The following is a 22,301-nucleotide window of genomic DNA, read 5'->3' on the forward strand; positions in this document are numbered from 1 at the left end:
AACTCTATGGAATATTTACATACAGTTTATGCAGTATTGCAAAGATGGTATATAAGCTTTGCCGAATTAACACCAAGGCTGATAGTCGGCATTCTGGTTTTTTTATTTTTTCTTACTACCAGCACTTATCTCAGCAGATGGTCGGTAAAATTGTTCCACAGACTCTTCCCAAAAACCAAAAAATAGTCGGTAGTGACGCTCATTACGGTTTTTAAGTTTCTCATTATCCTTATGGGTACTTTCATCGCACTGGAGATTATGGGTTTCAGCGGATTTTTTCTGAAATTTCTGGGAAGTCTGGGTGTAGCCGGTGTTATTGCTGGAGTTGCACTGAAAGACCTTGTTTCAAGTATTTTTTCAGGAATGTTAGTAAGTGTTGATAAAGCCTTTAAAATAGGAGATTATGTAACGATTGGCGGTAATTCCGGGACAGTGCAGGATATTGGCTTGTTAACGACAAAGCTGATTACAGATGATGGTAAAAAAGTTTATATCCCTAATCAGGTTATATTCAATTCTCCGTTTTTTAACATTACGGCTTCTCCTCAGCGTAGAATTATTTTTGATCTGGAAATTCCCGTCGGCGAAGATATTGATAAAGCTAAAGAAGCAATCCTGAATGAAATCAAAAGCCTGCAGCATGTAGACAGAGTAGATACATCAGATGTTCTTTTAACCAATGTGAAGCAAGGTGTGTTTACTTTGCAGGTCAAGTTCTGGCTGGAAATTGGCAGTGACTTTGGCAAATTGAAAAGTGAAGCAATTATCAGGATCAACAGCAGACTAATGAAGGAAGGGATTAATTTAGTAACGCCAACCACCATCAATATTACAAATGTTGATAACCCGGCAGAAAATAAATAATAAAAAGTGAGTCAGATTTTTTTCGGACTCACTTTCTATTTTAAGATGGCGAAGTTTAGTTCGCCATGAAAACTTCTTTTGAATAATCGTTGCCTTTTGGCATTTCGATAATGATATTTCCATTTTCATAATAGCCGAGAGTAGATTCTCCGGAACTCAGCTTTACACGAAAAACATCACTTTTTGCTGTAGACCGGAAGGTTGCAAAAGGAATGGAACTGTTTCCGTCTATCAAAATAAACTGATCTTTGTCGATTTGTATTTTCTGTAATATCAGATTTCCTTTAGAATATTTCTGAGCAGTATTTACTTTACTTTCGGTAGTTTTATTCTGATTTGTATTAGAATTATTATTCTTGTCAGCAATAATTTCTTTAGATGGAATTACTTCCGTAGAAAAATCAGATGAAGGATTGGAGACCGGGAGCTTGGCGGCGGCTTGTTTCATCGCATCCTGGAAACCAGGCTCGAATTCCTTGATCGTGCTGCTCGATTTTTCGGAGTAAATTACATTGTTGTTACAGTCTTTGAACTGAAGCGAAATTTTGTTTCTCAACAGGCTTTTTTCATTCAGGATATCGGCATTCAGAACTTTGCAGGAGTTCATCAGTGCATCCTGCGGCCAGTTACTTTTCTGCTCCGGCAGGATAATGTATTTCTTTGATTTCAAAGTTTTTTTCAGAATCATATCCATTCCGTAAGTTTCCTTCAGCGACGGATATTCTGTCGGAACAGAGATGTATTTATAGTCGGAAACATTCTGTGCTTTGATCATTGTGATCAACGAAACAAATAAGAAAAAAGATATTTTTTTCATAATGTATATTTTGTTATTAATTTCTGAAACCCTGCATATCCAGCTTCAGCGAGAAGAAGTTAGAATAAAAATTAGAACCGCCGATGCCTGAGTTGGTGATCGCATAATCCAGCGTCAGACCCTTGTACCGGATTCCTATACCGCCGCTTGGCTGGAAAGAGACTTTTCTTTTCAAATCTTCTATATCGGAAATGGTCTGAAATCTGTTAACACCTAATCTTATAAAAATCATATCCTGAAAGATCAGTTCGCCACCAACATAAGGTGTGATGCTCGCAAAGTCTGTGGAAATAAGTGCCGCAGTTTTTGCAAAATCGATATTCACACCGGCTTCAGGCAATAATTTCAGATCTCTGTTGAATTCATAGGTTTTACTGACGCCAAGGTTAAGCTTTGGCATTGTGATTTCCATTTTGTCGGCCGGAGCAGGATTGAACTCTTCTCCGTTAACAACTGCTGACAATTCTTTTTGATTAATAGTCCAGAAATTAACCGTTGTGGTAGCATCTCTTAGCATGAATCCCAGGTTCCAGTCTGTATCCGTATGATAAATAGCACCCAGGTCAAATCCGAATCCATAGCCGCTTGCAAACTTTCCGACATTCCTGTAAACCACTTTTGCAGTCGCACCCAGATCTAGTTTCTGATTTCCGTTAGGATGAAAAGCATATGAAAACAAAGCTGCGTAATCCGAGGTTGAAAAAGAGCTGATTCTGTCATAATCTATATTGCCTTCCGGATCAATCAATTGAGTCGTATTGAGGATATTGTCAACGCCTAGCCGGACGAGCGAAATGGCAAAGACTCCATTTCCATAATCCAGAGGTTTTGCGTAGGCAATGTAGTCGTATTTTGCAATTGATTCGAAATATTCTGCGTGCATTGCTGCAACTTGCCAGTCTCTGTCGATCTTCATCAGACCTGCAGGATTCCACATTGGAGAATAAACATCGTCCTGATTAGAAACCACTGCGCCACCCATGGCAAGGCCTCGCGCACCGGCACCGATATTCAGGAATTCATTAGAGTATTTTCTGATGATTTGTGCATCAGATAAGCGGGAGAAAATAATCAGTAAGCAAAATAAAATTCTTTTCATCAATAGCGGTTTACAGAGGTTTTGATTCTGTAATTGTATTATCTTTTTTTCGTCTCGATTTTATAATACCATTAATTACAATCGCAACAATCATAATTACGGAAGCGATATAAAAAACAGGACTCATATGTTCTGATGCTCCAAAGATAAAAAAAGCCAGAATAATCCCGTAAACAGGCTCGAGATTTACAGTCAGGATCAATGTGAAAGGTGAAATGAACTTCATCAGCTTTACACTTTCAAACATTGGATATGCTGTAAAAACAGAAGCCAATAATGTTATTAACGCAACATCAGTATAACTTATTTCGCTGACACCGTAAATTTGCCCTGTAAAAATAAAAAATAAACTTATGACCAGCCATCCGCCGGCTATCTCATAAAAAATAATATTCCCGGAACTCGTTTTCCCAAAGATTTTTCCATTGAAAACAGAGAAAACTGTCCCAAAAAGTGCACAGAGAATTCCATAGAAAATCCCCGCCTTATATTTTAATTCCGCATTAAAAATCAATGAGATGCAGATGACGATAATGATCCCTATGATAATCTCTACCCAGTCGGGTTTTCTTTTGAAAACCAAAGGTTCTATCAGCGCTGCAAACAATGTTGATAAAGAGAGACATGACAATGCTATGGAAACATTGGAAACCTTGATAGACTGGAAAAAGAATAACCAATGAAAAGCCATTACAGTGCCAATTCCTATTAGCTTCAGCAATAGATTTTTAGAGATACTGATGCTTTCTTTCTTGATAATCCTTAGGTATAAATAGAGAAAAATAGCAGCAAATGACATCCTATAAAAAACCAGAACTGTTGCCTCTGCGGAAATCAATTTTCCTAAAATCGCTGTGAAGCCCCATAAAAAAACGATAAAATGTAGCCTTAGCAGATAAGAGTTTTTCATTGGAGAATAATTGATTTTCAGATTGCGAAATTAATGATAAATTTCAGCTCACAAAGAGAATAACCGAACTTTAGCTAACAAAAAATCCGCATAAGAACTTATACGGATCTTTTAATAAGAATACTTATTAGATAAACATAAACTAACTAAAAATTTATATCATTTATAATTAAACGCTTAAAAAAGGAATATATTATCTTAGCGTTCAATCCGGCGAAGCATTCTTTTGCCATTCTCTAAAAAATTTTATCTTTAGACCAAAGAAAACAATATGGATTTAGAATTCAATAAAAGAGAAGATATTAATAAACTGAAACTTTCCGACATCAAAAAAACCTTGGCGAAAATCAAGTTGGGTGGTGGTGAGAAATCACTGCAGAAGCAACGGGATCAGGGAAAAATGACAGCAAGAGAACGGGTCGAATATCTTTTTGATAAAAATTCTGATTCTATAGAGATCGGCGCATTTGCAGGTTATGAAATGTATGAAAATGAAGGTGGATGTCCTGCGGGTGGTGTAATTGTAAAAATTGGATATATCTCTGGAAAGCAGTGTATTGTTGTCGCTAATGATGCTACTGTAAAAGCTGGCGCATGGTTTCCTGTCACAGGGAAAAAAAATCTGAGAGCTCAGGAAATAGCCATGGAAAACCGTTTGCCGATCATCTACTTGGTAGATTCTGCAGGTGTTTACTTGCCAATGCAGGATGAGATTTTTCCGGATAAGGAAATGTTCGGAAGGATATTCAGGAATAATGCAAAGATGAGCTCGGCGGGCATTATCCAGATTTCTGCGATTATGGGAAGCTGTGTTGCTGGCGGCGCATATCTTCCAATTATGAGCGACGAGGCGATGATTGTAGATAAAACAGGAAGTATTTTCCTTGCCGGAAGTTATCTGGTAAAAGCAGCAATAGGAGAAAATATCGACAATGAAACACTTGGTGGAGCAACAACGCATTGCGAAATCTCTGGTGTTACAGATTATAAAGCAAAAGATGACAAAGATGCTTTGGACAGGATCAAAAATATCATGAAATCTATTGGCGATTTTGAAAAAGCCGGTTTTGACAGAGCCGAAAGTTTACCTCCCAAAGAAAATCCGGACAACATCTTTGGAATTATGCCAGCTGTAAGGTCTGAGCAATATGATACGATAGAGATTATAAAATGTCTCGTTGATAATTCTGAATATCAAGAATATAAACCTGATTATGGCAAAAGTATTATTTGTTGCACGGCCAGGATCGATGGTTGGAGTGTAGGAATTGTTGCCAATCAGAGAAAGCTGGTGAAGAGTGGGAAAGGAGAGATGCAGTTTGGTGGCGTTATTTATTCGGATTCCGCAGATAAAGCTACACGGTTTATTGCCAATTGTAATCAAAGAAAAATCCCTCTTGTTTTTCTTCAGGATGTTACCGGTTTTATGGTAGGATCAAAATCCGAGCATGGCGGAATTATAAAAGACGGCGCAAAAATGGTAAACGCAGTTTCCAATTCGGTAGTACCAAAATTCACGGTCATTACCGGTAATTCTTATGGCGCAGGAAATTATGCCATGTGCGGCAAAGCTTATGACCCGAGACTGATTGTGTCCTGGCCATGGGCAGAGCTGGCAGTGATGGGAGGTTCGCAAGCCGGAAATGTTCTGCTACAGATCCAGGAATCGGCTCTTAAAAAGCAGGGCAAAAAAATATCAGATGAAGAAAGGAAGGAAATTCTTGACAGGATTCTGAAAGATTATAACAAGCAGATCCAGCCAACTTACGCTGCAGCAAGACTTTGGACCGATGCTATTATTAATCCGTTAGATACAAGGAAATGGATCAGTATGGGAATCGAAGCGGCCAATCATTCGCCGATCAGGGAACAGTTTAATATGGGTGTTATTCAGGTTTGATTCAATATTTAACTTCACGGCTTCTTTTTTTGGAAGCCTTTTAATTTTCTGTAATTTCCGGAACTTTACCGATGATTTTTTTCCGATGTTCGATTCCCCATTCAGCAAGGTTTTCTATGATTTTTTTCAGAGTTCTTCCGTAATCTGTTAATTCATACTCTACGCTTATCGGCTGCGTATTGAGGACGGTTCTTGTTAATAATTGGTTGACTTCCAGGTCTTTTAGTTCGCTGCTGAGCATTTTTGCAGAAATGCCCTCTATTTCTTTCTGAAAATCTGAGAAACGCATTTTATTATAACAAAGTGCAGCGATAATCTGTACTTTCCATCGGCCTTTCAGAATATCCATTGTATCCTGAACAGCAAGAAGGTTTGTTTTACAGCATTTAATTTTCATAACTTATGCTTATATTAATTAATTATTAAATTTAATTCTTAACTGATTGATTAACATGTAGGTTACTTTTTTGTAACAGTAACTTTTGGTAACTAGATTACAAAAATAAACTTTTCTTATTTAACTTTGACATTTCAAATCAAAAAAATTATCAAAAATGAGTTTAGTAGAAAACTTAAAATGGCGTTATGCAACCAAAAAAATGAACGGAGAAACTGTTCCACAAGATAAAGTGGATTACATCCTGGAAGCTGCAAGACTGGCTCCGTCTTCTTCGGGATTACAGCCTTACAGAATTTTTGTCATCTCTAATAAAGAATTATTAAAAAAGATTCAGCCGATTGCTTTTGACCAGGCTCAGATTACGGATGGTTCGCATCTGTTGGTCTGGGCGGCCTGGGATGGTTATTCGCATAACAGCATCTCTGAAGTTTTTGAAAAAACAACGGCAGAAAGAGGAATTCCTTCTAATGCAATGGACGATTATAAAACAAGACTGTGGGGCATATATGAACCGCTAGGAAAAGAGTGGCACGCAACACATGCAGCCAAGCAGGCTTATATTTCTTTTGGATTGGCAATTGCAGCAGCAGCTGAGCAAAAGGTGGATGCAACGCCAATGGAAGGCTTCGATAATAAAGCTCTGGATGAAGTGCTGAATTTGACAGAGCAAGGATTGAAAAGCGTTGTGATACTACCTTTGGGTTACAGAGAAGAAAACAGTGACTGGCTGGTAAATCTGAAAAAATACAGAACACCGAAAGAAGAGTTTATCACAGAGATCAAATAAAAAAAGCGGAAATTATTTTCCGCTTTTTATGTCTTATAATGTCCCGATCTTGCTGTCATCGATATTATACTTTCTGATAATTTCTTCGTAAGACATTTTATGTAAGTCTTCGAGGTTTGCGTTTTTTCCAAAAACGGCAGGTACTAAAACTACACGAAACGTTTGGTTGTTGATGTATTGCGGTGTTGTGGCAAGATTGTAGGTTCCACCGGCATAGATTGCAAAATCATTTTTTGTAAAATCGAAATCATAATCTAATTCACCTTCGTTAAGATATAAGGTTTTTGGAATCTGTTGCCATACCGGATTTCCATTATCTGTTCCGGACTGACGGAAGATCACTACATAATCCTGATCGAGCATCGGGCGGGTAAAAGATTGGCTGTAAACCCAGCCAAGACTTGGATTATTGGTAAAACTAATATTTCTGAAATCGTAAACGGCCGGATAATCGACGTCTACCTGGACATAATTATCATCATCATCATCTTTACAGCTGAAGATGAAAACACTAGAAACCAGCAATAATAAAAGGGGCAAAAACTTTTTCATAGGTTTAATATTTATTTTTTAATTACAAATTGCAGACCATAAAAATAGCTATTTTCCTTGGAATTAATATCTTTATAGAATCTTTATAAAATTTAGATTTTCAAAATATGAAAAGGTTAAGTCTATTTATAATATCTTTTGTTTCACAATTCTATTTCGCACAATATCAGCCTAAAAATATTTCCAATACGGAAATAAAAAGAGCCAATGAATGGGTTGATAAAACTTACAATTCGCTTTCGCAGGAAGAAAAAATTGGACAATTATTCATTGTTGCCCTTTACACGAACAAGGACGAGGCACATATCAGCCAAATTAGGAATATTGTCATCAATGATAAAATCGGTGGATTGATTCTGATGCAGGATGATGCAGCAAGAGAAATCAATCTGGTTAACGAATTTCAGTCCAAATCAAAAGTGCCGCTGATGATAGGGATGGATGCAGAATGGGGCATTTTCCAAAGAATTGCAAAAGCGCACAAATTTCCCTGGGCGATTACTTTGGGTGCGATTCAGGACAAAAAATTGATTTCCGAAATGTCTGCAAAAATTGCTGAAGATTGTAGGAGAATGGGCATCAATTGGGATTTTGCACCAGTTGTGGATGTGAATACCAATCCCAATAATCCAATCATTGGAAACCGAAGCTTCGGTTCTGATGTGAATAATGTTGTGAGTTCTGCTTTGGCCTATTCCAAGGGTTTGCAGGATAACAATATTCTCGCCGCGATTAAGCATTTTCCTGGTCACGGTGATACAGATGGAGATTCACATTTGGATTTGCCTGTCGTTTCTCATAATTTGGAAAGATTAGAAAAAACAGAAATTGCACCTTTTAAAACCTTAATAAATAAAGGAATTGGCGGAGTTATGGTCGCTCATCTTTACGTTCCGACTCTAGAAAATGAAAAGGGAATCCCGGCTTCGGTTTCTAAAAAAATCGTGACTGGACTTTTGAAAGAAAAACTCGGATACAAAGGTTTGATTATTACCGACGCACTGAATATGGGTGCAGTTGCCAACAAATATAAAGCCGGAGAATTGGATGCTATGGCTTTCAAAGCGGGGAATGATATCATGCTGTTTTCTCAGGATGTGTCGACTGGAAAAAAGTTAATTCAAAAAGCAATCGATAATGGCGAAATCCCGCAAAGTAGAGTAGAAGAGAGCGTTAAAAAAATTCTTTTGACCAAATATTATCTTGGGTTAAAACAATACAACAATATTAATCCCGAAAATGTCAACGAAGATTTGAATAACGCTTCACATTCGGCTTTAGTTCAAAAGATGTATTCAAATGCTTTGACATTAATCAAAGATGATAAAAAGCTGTTACCATTGGATTGCAAAGGAACTTACTATTATATTCCTCTGGAAGAAGCTAATTATGAAACTTTTTTGAATCAACTTAACCTTGGAACAACAGTTATCATTAAAAAATCGAATGAAATCAATACAATTCCTGCGAACTCAAAAGTGATTGTTGGTTTTCATAAAGATAATTCTACAGCTTACAAACCTTACAAAATTTCTGATGCAAGCAAGAAGGTTTTATCAGATTTGAGCAAAAATCAAAATGTAATTCTTGATGTATTTGGAAGTCCTTATGCTTTGAAAGATATTGATGTTTCAAAAATTTCTACGGTTTTGATTTCTTATGAAAATAATGATGACTCAATGAAAGCAACAGCCAACGGTATTCTAGGACAAACCAACATCTCAGGAAGACTTCCGGTATTGGTGAATGATAATTTGAAGTTCGGAATGGGAATAGATGTTGAGGCTAAAATTCAAAATCAAACTGATAGAAAAAATAGTTCGGAAACGAAAAATTCTAAAACGTTAATTGAGTAAATTTGATAAGTAAAAATCTCTATACTTTACATAATACAATTGTACAAGAAAAAATGAAAATAGGAATACTTTGCTATCCAACTTACGGCGGAAGCGGAATTGTAGCAACAGAATTGGGAATGTCTCTGGCCGACAAAGGCTATGAAGTTCATTTCATAAGTTCCGCATTGCCAGCACGTTTGGATGTTACCAATCCGAATATTTTTTTCCATAAAGTCAATGTTCAGACTTATCCGTTATTCCAGTATCAGCCTTATGATATCGCATTGTCATCGATGATTTATCGTGTCGTAAATCTTTATAAACTGGACATTCTGCATGCTCATTATGCGATTCCTTATGCTTATGCTGCGTTCACTGCGAAACAAATGTTGAAAGCAGAACATAAAGATGTGCCGTTGGTAACAACGCTTCACGGGACAGATATTACTTTGGTTGGACAACATCCGAGTTACAAACACGCCGTCGAATTCTCTATCAATCAAAGCGATACGATTACTTCTGTTTCCGAAAGTCTGAAAAAAGATACGCTTCAGTTTTTCAATATTCAGAAAGAGATCCAGGTGATTACCAATTTTATTGACAATTCTGTTTTTGATGAAGATTGTAAAACCTGTCAGAGAGAACAGTTTGCCAATGAGGACGAAAAAATTCTGATTCATGTTTCCAATCTGCGACCTGTTAAGAGAATTCAGGATGTTTTAGAGATTTTTAAAAATGTCAATAAGAAAGTAAAATCAAAGCTGATTATTATTGGCGAAGGTCCGGAAATGGAAAAGATTTCTGAATTCATGGAGAATAATCCTGATCTTATCGGGAAAATAAAATTGCTCGGTAAAGTCAATGATCTTTACAGGATTCTTCAGCTTTCGGATGTATTTCTTTTACCATCTGAACAGGAGAGTTTTGGTTTGGCGGCATTGGAAGCGATGGCTGCAAAAACACCCGTCATCAGCAGTAATGCAGGCGGAATTCCGGAAGTCAATATCCAGGGAGAAACCGGTTTCCTGGCAGAAATTGGGAATGTAGAAGCAATGAGTAACTATACCATCAAGCTTTTGAGTAACGAAGTTCTTTTGGCAGCAATGAAACAAAATGCAAAAGTTCAAGCTATGAAATTCGACTTGAAAAATATTCTTCCTATTTATATCGAGATGTATAAAAATACAATAACAAAGTTTGAAGAAGCTAAATTTAAGGAAGTGTAATTTATTATCCAGATTTTAAATCCGGATTTAAAATATTTCTGTAACTTAACCCTTTCAAAGTCACGACCTTTGAAAGGGTTTTTGTTTAAGGAAAAATCAACACACAAATGAATGAAGAAATATTACAATATCTCTGGAATTTTAAAAAATTCCGGAGTTTCAACTTTATCTCGACGAATGGTAAAGGGATTGAAATCCTAGAATTTGGAGAATGGAATAAGAATTCGGGTCCGGATTTTTTATTCGCTAAAATCAAAATTGACAACATTATTTTCGCCGGGAATATTGAGATTCATACCAAAGCTTCCGATTGGTTTTTCCATAACCATTCCGGGAATCCCGAGTTTGGGAATCTGATTCTTCACGCTGTTTACATCAATGACTGTGATATTCCCGAACTGGAGAATCAGGATATTCCGACTCTGGAACTTAGAAAATATATTGACGAGACGTTGATTCAGAAGCATCAGAATCTTCGTGGCGAACATTTTTTCATTCCTTGTGAAAACCTCTTTGATATAGATAAAATACCGTTGTTTTTTGAAGAAGAAGTATTGCTCAAAAAATTGAGTTTCAAATCAGAACTTCTGGAATTATCATTGAAAAAGAACCAAAATAATTATGAAGCTGTTTTATTTCAGAATCTGACTTACACTTTCGGATTGAAAGTGAATGCAGAAATTTTTCTTCAGATGGCAGAATGTCTGGATTTCACGGTTATCCAAAAAATAAAGCAAAACCCTATTCAGTTAGAAGCTTTGTTTTTCGGAATTTGTGGATTTTTAGAGTCCCCGCAGGATGAAATGATGAAGATCTGGAAACGGGAATTTGATTTTCTTAAGGTGAAATTTAATTTATCTGAATTTCATATCCATCCGAAATTTTCCAAGCTTCGTCCGCCCAATTTTCCAACGATCCGGTTATCGCAGCTGGCAAATCTTTATCATTCTCAGCCCAATCTGTTTTCAAAATTGCTGGAGGTGAAAAATATAGCTGATCTATCCCGGATTTTTGAAACTATTAAAGCAGCAGAATATTGGAATAGTCATTTTAATTTTGGGAAAATTAGTACTGTTGTGAACGAGAAATACCTCAGTCAGGATTTCATCGATTTGATTATTATCAACTGTATTTTACCAATGAAATATTACTATCATAAGAACCACAATCCGGAAATTGTAGATGATATTTTCGATTTTTACAGACAGCTGAAGCCTGAGCGAAATTCAGTTTTGGACGGATGGAAAAAGTTAGGAATGACATTCGAAAATGCTTTGCAGACACAGGCATTTCTTTATCAATACAAATTATTCTGCACTCAGAAAAAATGCTTAAATTGCGGTATTGGTTTTCAATTACTGAATAATGCTTGATAATATACGTCACAGATTCGAGAGAGAATGGTTTGGAGTGCTTACGCGATACGGAACCAAACTGGGAATTCCTGTTTCCAAATTGCGTGTTTTTTTTATATATTCTACGTTTGCGACAGCAGGTATTTTCTTTTTATTTTATTTGGGGCTGGCTTTTATGCTTTGGATAAAGGATTGTATTGTGACAAAAAGACCTAGCGTTTTTGATTTGTAATTTCGTTTCATATGCCTGACTTCAAATAAAAAATCCGATTGGAAAACTCAACCGGATTTATATTTTGAAAGAAGTCTAACTTCTAAAATCTTATTTCTGTAAAAATTAAGAATTCGCTGTAGAAAGGTTTGCCACAGCATATTCTCTGTTCATTCTTGCGATGTTTTCCAGAGAGATTCCTTTCGGACATTCTACTTCACAAGCGCCGGTATTTGAACAGTTTCCGAATCCTTCTTCGTCCATTGCCTTTACCATGTTCAGAACCCTTCTGGTAGCTTCTACACGACCTTGTGGCAATAATGCGAACTGGGATACTTTTGCACCTACAAAAAGCATTGCAGAACCGTTTTTACAAGACGCCACACAAGCACCACAACTGATGCATGCTGCTGCATCCATTGCTTTATCCGCGTCCTCTTTCGGGACTGGTATTGCGTTGGCATCCAGCGTGTTTCCTGATGTATTCACGGAAATAAAGCCACCTGCGGCCATTATTCTGTCGAAGGCACTTCTGTCAACCACCAAATCTTTGATTACCGGAAAAGCAGCACTTCTCCAAGGCTCGATATGGATGGTTTCGCCATCTTTAAAATGACGCATGTGCAGCTGACAAGTAGTGATTCCTGTATCCGGGCCGTGAGCTCTACCATTGATGTAAAGTGAGCACATTCCGCAGATTCCTTCGCGGCAGTCATGGTCAAAAGCGACAGGATCTTTCCCGTCGTTGATGAGCTGCTCGTTCAGGATATCCAACATTTCCAGGAATGAAGAATCCGTAGAAACATCAGAAATTTTATAGGTTTCGAATTGTCCCTTCGATTTATTATTTTTTTGTCTCCAAATTTTCAGCGTAAGATTTAAGCCTTTTTTTGCACTCATAATTTAATAATTTGAGAGGATTTTTAATCATTTTTTAAATCAAATTCATATTTAATACCACAGGTAAAACCAATACCTTGTGTGCGGTATGATGACGGAGATATTTTGCTGATTCCAGCTTCTCCTATTGCTCCAGCTGAAGCAAATATTTTATTTTTATAGATAGACTTTTCTAATCCTACACCAAAAATAAAGTTGGTTTCTGATTTTTTTAAATCCAGGTTTTCTTTTAAATTGTTAAAAGCCATTGTTGGCTCTTTATCTCCAAAATAATAGGCAGATCTGTTATCGAAAGTATTAAATCCGAGACCCAGATCTCCATAAAATCTCAGTCCATGTCCTATTCCTCCACCGATTCTGTAAAGCAGGTTGATCGCATCTGCAGTGAACTGGTACTTATTGGAAGGAAAATCTTCACTTATAGAACCCTTTTGTGTTCTTTTATATTCAACTTTTATAGCAGAAGAAATAGCAATATTCGGGTTTTTAAAATAATACACAGCAGAGATACCATAGTTCGGTTTCCACATTGCAGAACCTATCACTGCTCTTCCATTTGTTATTTTAGAGTTGACTATGTTTGAAAAACCGTAGCCGAAATCTATACCGAGGTCTAACTTCTGAGAAAAAGCCGTAACTGGAAAAATAATTAATAACAGAATTATTTTTTTCATTCCTGGCTTCCTTCAAGTGCTTGTAAAAAACTTTCGTTGTTTATAAGCTGCACTACGAGATTATCAATTGCCGGAGGTAAAAATTTTGAAAAATTGGTACCTTTTGTATTCGCTTTTCCTACTAATATATCAGTCCAAATCACCTTATTGTTTTCATCATAAAGCTGAAATTTCACCATAATCTGAGGTATAATCTGTGCACTGGAAAAACCCGATACCGCCTCATAATCAAATTTCTGAAGTGTTGATTTTAGGGTTTTGGACTTACCTTCCGCATTTACAGTGATACCTTTTTTAACCAAACCTGAATTAATAGCCTTGGTCAGAAGTTGTGGAATCGGTTCTTCTGCCATGTACGCTCCGGACATAGTCTGGTTATACATATTTTTTTTATAGAAAATCACCTTTTCATCAGTATAGCCTCGTTCATCCTTCATGGGTTCCAGTTTTATACTGCTTGCGCTGGTTACAGTGTTGTTAACAGTATATGCAGGCTGATAATTAATCTTTTCTATAGAATTACTCAGAGCACAGCTTGTTAACAGACTCCCTGTCAAGAACACAATTACGAATTTTAAAATTTTTTTTTGCATTAATTGATTATTTGTAACTTCTTGCTTTAACTTCGATATTTTCATACACAAGTTCTTCTTTGTGCATCACTTCCTGATTGATGTCTGCGTTTGTATATTCCCATGCTGCAACGTATTTGTAGTTTACATCATCACGTTCCGCTTCACCTTCCGGTGTTGCATGATCTTCACGGAAATGACCTCCGCAGGATTCATTCCTGTTAAGCGCATCGATTGCCATCAGTTGTCCTAATTCCAGAAAATCGGCTACTCTGAAAGCTTTTTCCAGTTCCGGGTTAAGATTGTCAGCATCACCTGGAACTTTTACGTTTTGCCAGAAATCATTTCTTACCTCTTCAATTTCTTTGATAGCTTCTCTCAGGCCTTCCGGTGTTCTTCCCATCCCGACTTTGTTCCACATGATGTGTCCAAGTCTTTTGTGGAAGTGATCGACAGTATGCGTTCCCTTATTGGTAAGGAAGAAATTGATTTTGTCTTTGATTTCTTGCTCTGCAATAGTAAACTCAGACGTTTCCGTCGGGATTTTACCTGTTCTGATATCAGCCGACAGATAATCTGCAATCGTATAAGGTAATACAAAATAACCATCTGCCAAACCTTGCATCAGTGCGGAAGCTCCCAATCTGTTGGCGCCATGATCAGAGAAATTAGCCTCACCGATCACGAAACATCCGGGGATTGTAGATTGCAAGTTATAATCAACCCAGACTCCACCCATGGTATAGTGAACTGCAGGATAAATCTTCATAGGCGTTTTATAAGGATCATCAGCAGTAATTTTCTCGTACATCACGAATAGGTTACCGTATTTTTCCTCGATCCATTTTTTTCCGAGATCATAAAGCTGCTGTTCTGTTGGATTATGAATATGCTTTTCGATAGCGGCTTCTTTACCTTTTTTCATGATTTCTGTTGAGAAATCCAGATAAACGCCTTCTTTGGTGTCATTATTTTCAATTCCGTAACCGGCATCACATCTTTCTTTTCCAGCTCTGGAAGCAACATCTCTTGGAACCAGGTTTCCGAAAGCAGGATATCTTCTTTCCAGGTAATAATCTCGGTCTTCTTCTTTGATGTTTTCCGGTCTCAGTTTGCCTTCTCTGATGGCTACAGAATCTTCAATTTTTTTAGGAACCCAGATTCTTCCTGAGTTTCTGAGAGATTCTGACATCAAAGTCAGTTTAGACTGCTGTGTTCCGTGAACCGGGATACAAGTCGGGTGAATCTGAACATAGCAAGGATTTGCAAAGTATGCTCCTTTTTTATGGATTTTCCAAGCTGCTGAAACGTTAGAGCCCATTGCATTAGTTGAAAGGAAATAAACATTTCCGTAGCCTCCGGTAGCAATGACAACAGCATGAGCCGAATGTCTTTCGATCTCACCTGTTACAAGGTTTCTTGCAATGATTCCTCTAGCTTTTCCGTCAACAATTACCAGATCCATCATCTCGTGACGGTTGTACATTTTGATTCTTCCTTTACCAATCTGACGGCTCATTGCAGAGTAGGCTCCCAACAACAGCTGTTGTCCGGTTTGTCCTTTTGCGTAGAATGTTCTTTTAACCTGAACGCCACCGAATGAACGGTTGTCTAGCTGTCCTCCATATTCTCTTCCGAAAGGAACACCCTGTGCAACACATTGGTCGATAATATTTGCAGAAACTTCAGCCAATCTGTAAACATTAGCTTCTCTTGCCCGGTAATCTCCACCTTTGATCGTATCATAGAATAATCTGTAAGTAGAATCTCCGTCGCCTTGATAATTTTTGGCAGCATTGATACCACCCTGAGCAGCAATCGAGTGTGCTCTTCTAGGAGAATCCTGATAGCAGAAAGCTTTGACGTTATAACCCTGTTCAGCAAGTGTTGCAGCAGCAGAACCGCCGGCTAATCCTGTTCCAACAATGATGATATCTATTTTGTCCCTGTTGTTTGGAGCAACAAGGTTCATGTGATCTTTATGATTTTTCCATTTGTCCTTAAGCGGACCATGAGGAATTTTTGAATCTAAACTCATAATTTACTTTTTATTATTGAGTAACGAAATGATAAATTGCAATAATGATGAAACCCAACGGAATGATAACAGAATACCAATTTCCGAATGCCTTGATAAATGGCGTATATTTTGGGTGTCTTGCTCCGATAGACTGGAAAGATGACTGGAAACCATGCGCCAGATGCAGACCTAACAGTATAAACGAAATCACATAGAGTGCAACTCTCCAAATATCATGGAATTTGTGATGCAGTTCCTCCCAATATCTCAACTCATCAGGATTGTTCCCCTGGATATATTTATAACTGATCTCGGGATACCAAAAATCATAAAAATGCAATGCCAGGAATGCAAGGATCACAGCACCTGATATCAGCATATTTCTCGACATCCATGAGGAATTGGCTGATCCGTTGTTCATCGCATATTTTACCGGTCTCGCATTGTTGTTTCTGACTTCAAGGATAAAGCCCATCAGAAAGTGAAAAACCACGGCAAACATCAAAATTGGCTGCATCACAAACTGCACTGCCGGATTATACCCCATAAAATGAGATGCTGTATTGAATCCCTCTTCACTGAAGATTGAAATGAAGTTGACGAACAAGTGTATCACCAAGAAAATCAGCAAAAACATTGCTGAAAGTGCCATAGCATATTTTCTTCCTATAGAAGATGTAATAACTGCCATAATTCTATTGTTATTTGAATTTTCACAAATGTAGAAAATAGTTGATTTATATGATATTGAGAAATGTCACAAAAATATAGTTTGTAATGTTTCTAAATAACATTAACGTACTGTTAATAAATAATGACATTTGTTATTAACAAAAATGAAAATCCCGAATTTTACTTCGGGATTTATATTTATAATTCTTTTCTCAGTCTTGCTACAGGAATATTAAGTTGTTCCCTGTATTTTGCAATCGTTCTTCTGGCGATGTTATAGCCTTTTTCTTTTAGAATCCCTACAAGCGCATCGTCTGTATAAGGTTTTCTTTTGTTTTCTTTGCCAATAGCTTCCTGAAGATGCTGCTTTATTTCTTTTGTCGAAACTTCCTCGCCATCATCATTAGTTAATGAGTCAGAGAACAGGTTTTTAAGATAAACGATCCCGTTTGGCGTGTCGGCATATTTACTTTTTACCACGCGGGAAATAGTTGATATGTCGAATCCTGTAATATCAGCCACGTCTTTCAGGATCATTGGTTTGATGTTCTTCTCATCGCCGCTCAGGAAATAATCTTTCTGAAGTTTTACAATTGCGGTAATAGTTTGCAATAATGTATTTTGTCTTTGATTAATGGCATCGATATACCATTTCGCAGCGTCAAGTTTTTGCTTGATAAAAAGTGCTGCCTGCTTATGCTCTGCAGAATTTTTATCGTGAGAGTAAGTGGAAAGAATTTCTTTGTATTCATCAGATACTCTTAAAGTCGGAGCATTTTTGTTGTTCAGTGAAGGAATAACCTGATTGTCCTTTATCTGGATCACAAAATCCGGAATGATCTCCTGATTGATGGTGATCGTCTGGGTGTCAAAGTTTCCGCCCACTTTTGGAGATAGTCTGGAAATCTCGTCCAAAGCGTCTTTCAGATCTTCTTCTTCAATATCATATTTCTGAAGAATTTTATTATAATGCTTATTGGCAAGCGCATCAAACTGATTTCTCAAAATGTTTCCCGCCAGAATGATTGAAGGATTTGAACTTACTTTTTTCTCAATTTGCAAAAGAAGACATTCTCTAAGATCTCTTGCACCGACACCTGACGGATCAAGCTTCTGGACATAATTCTCCAGAATATCCGTTACCTTTTCAATAGTCGTATAGATACCTTGAGAAAATGCAAGGTCGTCTACAATAGATTTGATTTCTCTTCTCAGATAGCCGTCCGTATCAAGGTTTCCGATGATGTATTCTGCAATTTTCAAATCTTCCTCATCAATATTGGACAGTCGGATCTGCTCCAGAAGATAGTCGTAAAGCGTCTGTCCTTCTGTCAACAGTGATTGGTTGTCAAACTCTTCGTCATCTGCAGAATAATTGCTGCTTGCAGTTTTGTAGCTTGGTTCATCATCATAAAGGTATTCTTCTACATCGAAATCGGTTTCTATGCTTTCGTTACCTTCATTTTCATATTCTTCATCCGCTTTGGAATACTCTTCTTCAGAGTTTTCATCCGCTACTTTCTCTAAAGCGGGATTTTCCTCCAGTTCTCTTTCCAGCTCTTCTTCAAATTCCAACGTGTGAAGTTGAATCAGCTTCATCAGCTGAATTTGCTGAGGTGCCAGTTTTTGGCCAAGTTTAAGCTGTAGATTTTGCTTTAGCATAGTTTATTAATTAATAATTGAATTAATTTTTACGAAGTTAAAAATTTTTTTTAGAAAAACAACAAGTTTAGCACGATTTTTGATATAAGTGTTATAAGTTAAATAGTTAGTTAAATAAAAAACCTTCAGATTACGGTCTGAAGGTTTTTTAAATTTATTGTCTATTAGCTTAGAATTCTGCATTCTTCGGCGTTCTCGGGAAAGGAATCACGTCTCTGATATTAGTCATTCCCGTTACAAAAAGGACTAATCTTTCTAATCCTAAGCCGAAACCTGCGTGTGGAACAGAGCCGAATCTTCTGGTGTCCATATACCACCAAAGCTCTTCTTCGTCCACGTGCATTTCTGCCATTTTGGTTTTCAGAACATCCAGTCTTGCTTCTCTTTCAGAACCACCGATAATTTCACCAATTCCTGGGAAAAGAACGTCCATAGCAGCAACGGTTTTATTGTCGTCGTTCAGTTTCATATAGAAAGCTTTGATTTCTTTCGGATAATCAAACAAAACAACCGGACTTTCGAAGTGTTTCTCAACTAAGAATCTCTCGTGCTCAGACTGCAGATCGGTTCCCCATTTTTCAACAGGATATTGAAATTTTCCCTTTTTATTTTCTTTAGAATTCAACAAAATTTCAATCGCCTCCGTGTAAGAAACTCTCTTGAATCTTTTCGCAATCACATTTTCCAGCTTTTCGATAAGGCCTTCTTTGGCTCTTTCTTTTTCCGGTTTTGACTTTTGCTCTTCTTCAAAACGCTTGTCGAGGAATTCCAAATCATCTTTACAATTGTCTAAAACATATTTAATCACAAACTTCAAAAAGTCCTCAGCCAAATCGATATTGTCTTCCAGATTATTGAAAGCCACTTCCGGCTCAATCATCCAGAACTCAGCTAAGTGACGCGTTGTATTCGAGTTTTCTGCACGGAAAGTTGGTCCGAACGTATAAATTCTTCCCAATCCCATTGCTGCCGTTTCGCCTTCCAATTGTCCTGAAACAGTCAAATTAGTTTTCTTTCCGAAGAAATCCTGAGCGAAATCGATGTCGCCTTCTTCGGTTTTAGGCATATTATTAAGGTCAAAATTCGTAACACCGAACATTTCGCCAGCGCCTTCTGCATCTGCTCCAGTGATAATTGGCGTGTTGATGTAGAAAAATTGATTTTGATTAAAGAATGAATGAATCGCAAAACTTACCGCATGACGGATTCTGAAAACCGCTCCAAAAACATTGGTTCTGAATCTCAAATGCGCCTGTTCACGCAGTTTCTCCAAACTGTGTTTCTTTGGTTGAAGAATTGTTGATTGTAATTCGTCAAAAAAATTGTCGCCTAAAATGATAATTTTTTTAGCAATGATTTCCACAGTCTGGCCTGCGCCTTGACTTTCTACAACTTCACCTACAACTTTCAAAGACGAAGCTGTGTTGATTTTTTTAATGGTTTCCTCATCAAAATTTTCAAAATCCACTACAACCTGCAAATTATTAATCGTAGAACCGTCATTCAATGCGATAAAGCGATTGGAACGAAACGCACGAACCCAGCCCTGCACGGTGATATCGTGATGCAACACTTTTTTGTAATCTGCTAATAAGTCTTTAATCGTCTGTCTTTTCATCTGTAGATAAATATAATTTCAAAAGTAGGATAGAAAACGCTTGTTTATTCTTCTGACTTTTGCCAAGTTTCAGTTTTAAAATTAAGTGAGCGCAAATTTACAAAAACTTTACTGAACAAGATCGGTTTTTGCCGGAATCTTCCTGTGACGAATATCATTTATAATTATGCTAATAATCAACTTTCTATATAGAACTTTGGGGTATTATATTTTCAGAGATGTTCAGCAGATTATTTTTTATTATTTTATTAAGTGCAACACTTTTGCAGGGACAGAATAAAACAGCAATTAATAAAAATCAAATTTGGGTTGGTTATATGACGGATGTAAAGTTAAATGAAACTTGGTCTGTCTGGAATGATTTTCACCTGGCGACGGGTAATTTTTTTATTGCAAGGCATGGGCTTACCTATCATATTAATAAAAATGTCAGTTTTACAGGAGGTTATGCGTGGTTGTTTTTGTCTACCTCTTTTTCTGATGATCTGAAAAGAAAAGAGCATCGTCCCTGGGCTCAGTTATTCGTAAGTATTCCTCAGGGCGAATGGACTTTGCAGCAACGGATCAGGTATGAGGCGAGATTCAAGGAGAAAATGCAGGGGCAGGATATCCTGAGCAACGAGTATGATTTTTCCAACAGACTCCGGTATATGCTGGGTGTCCGGAAAAAAATTGATGCCAATGTTTTGGGCAACAGCAAAACTTTTGTTTCTCTGAATAATGAAGTTTTGGTGAATTTTGGAAAGACAATCAATAATAATCTGGATCAGTTTCGGGTAAGTTTATTGTACGGTTATCCTACGAAAAAAGCAACTTTTCAATTAGGGTATATGTACCGTTATATTCCGGGATCAGCTACTACTTATACCAACTATCACAGTGCTGTACTCTGGATCAACCAAAATTTTGACTGGAGCAAGAAAGAATCGGACTGATTCCCAAAGATTGTTGACTTTAATTCAATATTACAGATTTTTTAATGGTTTTTCCCTTGCGGATTTTCCAGGCGTGGTATGAACTCGGAACATCAAATTGCCATTTCGGTAAAATCAGAATGATCATAATCACATCGATATGTGAAATAAAGCCAAGAATCAGACATAAATAAAATGTCCAGTTTGCTGTCCCGAAACCTATCAAAAATGTAAAAGCTAATAATAAACTCAATCCCCAGAATTTAGAAATCCAGGCGTGCGTGCAGGTTTCTTTCCCGAATTTCCAAAAACTGATGATGTAACACGAAACTTCCATTCCGAATATCACAGTAATGCCTTTCCAGTGATCTTTGATGATTTCCGGATTCAGCCAATAAGTAGCGAATCCGATTGATAGCCAAAATACCAAATCGGTTTGACTGTCCAGTCTTCTCAGTTTTTCGGATGAAACGCCGACTTTCCGTGCGATGATTCCGTCAAAAATATCGGTTAATAATCCGAAATACATCAAGATTACAATGCTCATTCTTGATTTTTCTCCGACAAAATATCCTGAATATAAAATGGCCATTGCTGAGATAAATCTTAAAAGGATTAATAAATAGGGAATTGTTTTCATGGATAGTTTAATTTAATTTTTTATATTTTTCGGCATAATTAATGGCATAACCAGCGCCAATAATTAATAAAAAAGCGCCACTGTTTTCATAATAGTCCTGAATTAAAAAATTGTTGTCCTTCGTTAAACCAATCCTACTTTGGAAACTTATACAGCCACCTAATAAATAAGGTATTCCGTGACATTTCGAAGAGTAATTGTCCAGCAAGAGCAATCCGTTTTTAAGATTTGCCTTGTAACTAAAAGTATGTTTCAAGGTATCATCTTTTAAAAATTTAAATTGTATTTCATATTTTTTTCTTTTCAGATTCGTAGCTTTTATAATGAATTTGTCACAATCATTAAAGTTTTTAAAATCCAGCATTGAAGCAATATTTCTGATTTTATCTGAATGTTTATTGGAAGCATTAATATGCTCATAACCATTAAATTCGTATTCACCATCAATCATAGAAATATTTTCTTTTTTGAGAACAGATAAATCATTCTTAACCATTTTTCTACTGAAACTTGCGCAAGAATTAATCGTTAAAACCAATGCTAAAAGCATTAAACTCAATTTTTTCATTTTCTTGATTTTTAAATTATACATCAAAATTATTTCTGAAATCAAAGTTTCTCAATGCGGAAAAGAATTAATATTTTTTCTAAATTTGTGAAAATCGCAAAA

23 protein-coding genes are annotated in these 22,301 nt (G+C 36.9%); 9 read left to right on the forward strand and 14 right to left on the reverse strand.

Annotated features, from left to right (window positions below):
- The first annotated feature begins 6 nt into the window (after positions 1–6).
- Positions 7–186 (forward strand): hypothetical protein, encoded by a 180-nt coding sequence (locus tag BUA97_RS17335; RefSeq protein ID WP_245795873.1) that lies wholly within the window; start codon positions 7–9, stop codon positions 184–186.
- A gap of 6 nt (positions 187–192) precedes the next feature.
- A complete protein-coding gene (locus BUA97_RS09865) occupies positions 193–864 on the forward strand; it encodes a mechanosensitive ion channel family protein (RefSeq protein ID WP_245795875.1) in 672 nt (223 codons plus the stop codon).
- Positions 865–919: 55 nt separating this feature from the next.
- Here BUA97_RS09865 and BUA97_RS09870 read toward each other — a convergent pair whose 3' ends face one another.
- The 3 genes from BUA97_RS09870 to BUA97_RS09880 are packed head-to-tail and all read right to left on the reverse strand — an operon-like array spanning position 920 to position 3,690.
- Entirely contained in the window at positions 920–1,681 is a 762-nt protein-coding gene (locus tag BUA97_RS09870; protein ID WP_072997670.1) for a hypothetical protein, read from the reverse strand.
- A gap of 16 nt (positions 1,682–1,697) precedes the next feature.
- Complete coding sequence (locus tag BUA97_RS09875; RefSeq protein WP_139258296.1) at positions 1,698–2,780, reverse strand: putative type IX sorting system protein PorV2; 1,083 nt, start codon at positions 2,778–2,780, stop codon at positions 1,698–1,700.
- A 10-nt stretch (positions 2,781–2,790) separates the two neighbouring features.
- Positions 2,791–3,690: a DMT family transporter gene (locus tag BUA97_RS09880; RefSeq protein WP_072997672.1), complete on the reverse strand. Its 900-nt coding sequence runs from the start codon at positions 3,688–3,690 to the stop codon at positions 2,791–2,793.
- Positions 3,691–3,961: 271 nt separating this feature from the next.
- Between BUA97_RS09880 and BUA97_RS09885 the strand changes: the two genes are divergently transcribed.
- The gene (locus tag BUA97_RS09885) at positions 3,962–5,590 is read left to right on the forward strand and encodes an acyl-CoA carboxylase subunit beta (RefSeq protein ID WP_072997673.1); all 1,629 of its coding nucleotides are present in this window, start codon (positions 3,962–3,964) and stop codon (positions 5,588–5,590) included.
- 40 nt (positions 5,591–5,630) lie between these two features.
- Here BUA97_RS09885 and BUA97_RS09890 read toward each other — a convergent pair whose 3' ends face one another.
- The gene (locus tag BUA97_RS09890) at positions 5,631–5,987 is read right to left on the reverse strand and encodes a winged helix-turn-helix transcriptional regulator (protein ID WP_072997674.1); all 357 of its coding nucleotides are present in this window, start codon (positions 5,985–5,987) and stop codon (positions 5,631–5,633) included.
- 157 nt (positions 5,988–6,144) lie between these two features.
- Between BUA97_RS09890 and BUA97_RS09895 the strand changes: the two genes are divergently transcribed.
- Positions 6,145–6,777: a nitroreductase family protein gene (locus tag BUA97_RS09895; RefSeq protein WP_072997675.1), complete on the forward strand. Its 633-nt coding sequence runs from the start codon at positions 6,145–6,147 to the stop codon at positions 6,775–6,777.
- Positions 6,778–6,810: 33 nt separating this feature from the next.
- On the opposite strand, the gene BUA97_RS17145 is transcribed toward BUA97_RS09895, so the two are convergent.
- The gene (locus BUA97_RS17145; RefSeq protein ID WP_072997676.1) at positions 6,811–7,329 is read right to left on the reverse strand and encodes a hypothetical protein; all 519 of its coding nucleotides are present in this window, start codon (positions 7,327–7,329) and stop codon (positions 6,811–6,813) included.
- A 107-nt stretch (positions 7,330–7,436) separates the two neighbouring features.
- On the opposite strand from BUA97_RS17145, the gene BUA97_RS09905 reads away from it, so the two are divergent.
- From BUA97_RS09905 to BUA97_RS09920, 4 genes are all read left to right on the forward strand, one after another.
- On the forward strand, positions 7,437–9,185 hold the full coding sequence (locus BUA97_RS09905) for a glycoside hydrolase family 3 protein (RefSeq protein WP_072997677.1): 1,749 nt from the start codon (positions 7,437–7,439) through the stop codon (positions 9,183–9,185).
- 53 nt (positions 9,186–9,238) lie between these two features.
- Positions 9,239–10,393 carry an N-acetyl-alpha-D-glucosaminyl L-malate synthase BshA gene (gene bshA / locus BUA97_RS09910; protein WP_072997678.1) on the forward strand — a complete coding sequence of 385 codons (1,155 nt, stop codon included), beginning with the start codon at positions 9,239–9,241 and terminating at the stop codon, positions 10,391–10,393.
- Between the two features lie 107 nt (positions 10,394–10,500).
- Positions 10,501–11,766 (forward strand): DUF2851 family protein, encoded by a 1,266-nt coding sequence (locus tag BUA97_RS09915; RefSeq protein ID WP_072997679.1) that lies wholly within the window; start codon positions 10,501–10,503, stop codon positions 11,764–11,766.
- Positions 11,759–11,980, forward strand: coding sequence for a PspC family transcriptional regulator (locus tag BUA97_RS09920; RefSeq protein WP_072997680.1), 222 nt, complete (start codon positions 11,759–11,761; stop codon positions 11,978–11,980). Before BUA97_RS09915 ends, BUA97_RS09920 begins: the two co-directional genes overlap by 8 nt.
- 105 nt (positions 11,981–12,085) lie before the next feature.
- Here the strand turns inward: BUA97_RS09920 and BUA97_RS09925 are convergent, their stop codons facing one another.
- The 7 genes from BUA97_RS09925 to asnS form a co-directional block, all read right to left on the reverse strand.
- The gene (locus tag BUA97_RS09925; protein WP_072997681.1) at positions 12,086–12,859 is read right to left on the reverse strand and encodes a succinate dehydrogenase/fumarate reductase iron-sulfur subunit; all 774 of its coding nucleotides are present in this window, start codon (positions 12,857–12,859) and stop codon (positions 12,086–12,088) included.
- A 23-nt stretch (positions 12,860–12,882) separates the two neighbouring features.
- Positions 12,883–13,533 carry a hypothetical protein gene (locus BUA97_RS09930; protein WP_072997682.1) on the reverse strand — a complete coding sequence of 217 codons (651 nt, stop codon included), beginning with the start codon at positions 13,531–13,533 and terminating at the stop codon, positions 12,883–12,885.
- Positions 13,530–14,126, reverse strand: a complete 597-nt coding sequence (locus BUA97_RS09935; RefSeq protein ID WP_139258297.1) for a YajG family lipoprotein — start codon at positions 14,124–14,126, stop codon at positions 13,530–13,532. The genes BUA97_RS09930 and BUA97_RS09935 overlap by 4 nt, the downstream gene beginning before the upstream one ends.
- Positions 14,127–14,133: 7 nt before the next feature.
- Entirely contained in the window at positions 14,134–16,146 is a 2,013-nt protein-coding gene (locus tag BUA97_RS09940; RefSeq protein ID WP_175546201.1) for a fumarate reductase/succinate dehydrogenase flavoprotein subunit, read from the reverse strand.
- 10 nt (positions 16,147–16,156) lie between these two features.
- The gene (locus BUA97_RS09945; RefSeq protein WP_072997685.1) at positions 16,157–16,816 is read right to left on the reverse strand and encodes a succinate dehydrogenase cytochrome b subunit; all 660 of its coding nucleotides are present in this window, start codon (positions 16,814–16,816) and stop codon (positions 16,157–16,159) included.
- Positions 16,817–16,995: 179 nt separating this feature from the next.
- A complete protein-coding gene (gene rpoN / locus BUA97_RS09950) occupies positions 16,996–18,459 on the reverse strand; it encodes an RNA polymerase factor sigma-54 (RefSeq protein ID WP_072997686.1) in 1,464 nt (487 codons plus the stop codon).
- Positions 18,460–18,628: 169 nt separating this feature from the next.
- Positions 18,629–20,077 carry an asparagine--tRNA ligase gene (gene asnS, locus BUA97_RS09955; RefSeq protein WP_072997687.1) on the reverse strand — a complete coding sequence of 483 codons (1,449 nt, stop codon included), beginning with the start codon at positions 20,075–20,077 and terminating at the stop codon, positions 18,629–18,631.
- A gap of 218 nt (positions 20,078–20,295) precedes the next feature.
- On the opposite strand from asnS, the gene BUA97_RS09960 reads away from it, so the two are divergent.
- On the forward strand, positions 20,296–21,012 hold the full coding sequence (locus BUA97_RS09960) for a DUF2490 domain-containing protein (protein ID WP_072997688.1): 717 nt from the start codon (positions 20,296–20,298) through the stop codon (positions 21,010–21,012).
- A 19-nt stretch (positions 21,013–21,031) separates the two neighbouring features.
- On the opposite strand, the gene BUA97_RS09965 is transcribed toward BUA97_RS09960, so the two are convergent.
- Positions 21,032–21,631, reverse strand: coding sequence for a CDP-alcohol phosphatidyltransferase family protein (locus BUA97_RS09965; RefSeq protein WP_072997689.1), 600 nt, complete (start codon positions 21,629–21,631; stop codon positions 21,032–21,034).
- Between the two features lie 7 nt (positions 21,632–21,638).
- Entirely contained in the window at positions 21,639–22,199 is a 561-nt protein-coding gene (locus BUA97_RS09970) for a hypothetical protein (RefSeq protein ID WP_245795877.1), read from the reverse strand.
- Positions 22,200–22,301: the final 102 nt, after the last annotated feature.

This window comes from Epilithonimonas mollis, from assembly GCF_900142325.1.
In the GTDB taxonomy this organism is placed as follows: domain Bacteria; phylum Bacteroidota; class Bacteroidia; order Flavobacteriales; family Weeksellaceae; genus Epilithonimonas; species Epilithonimonas mollis.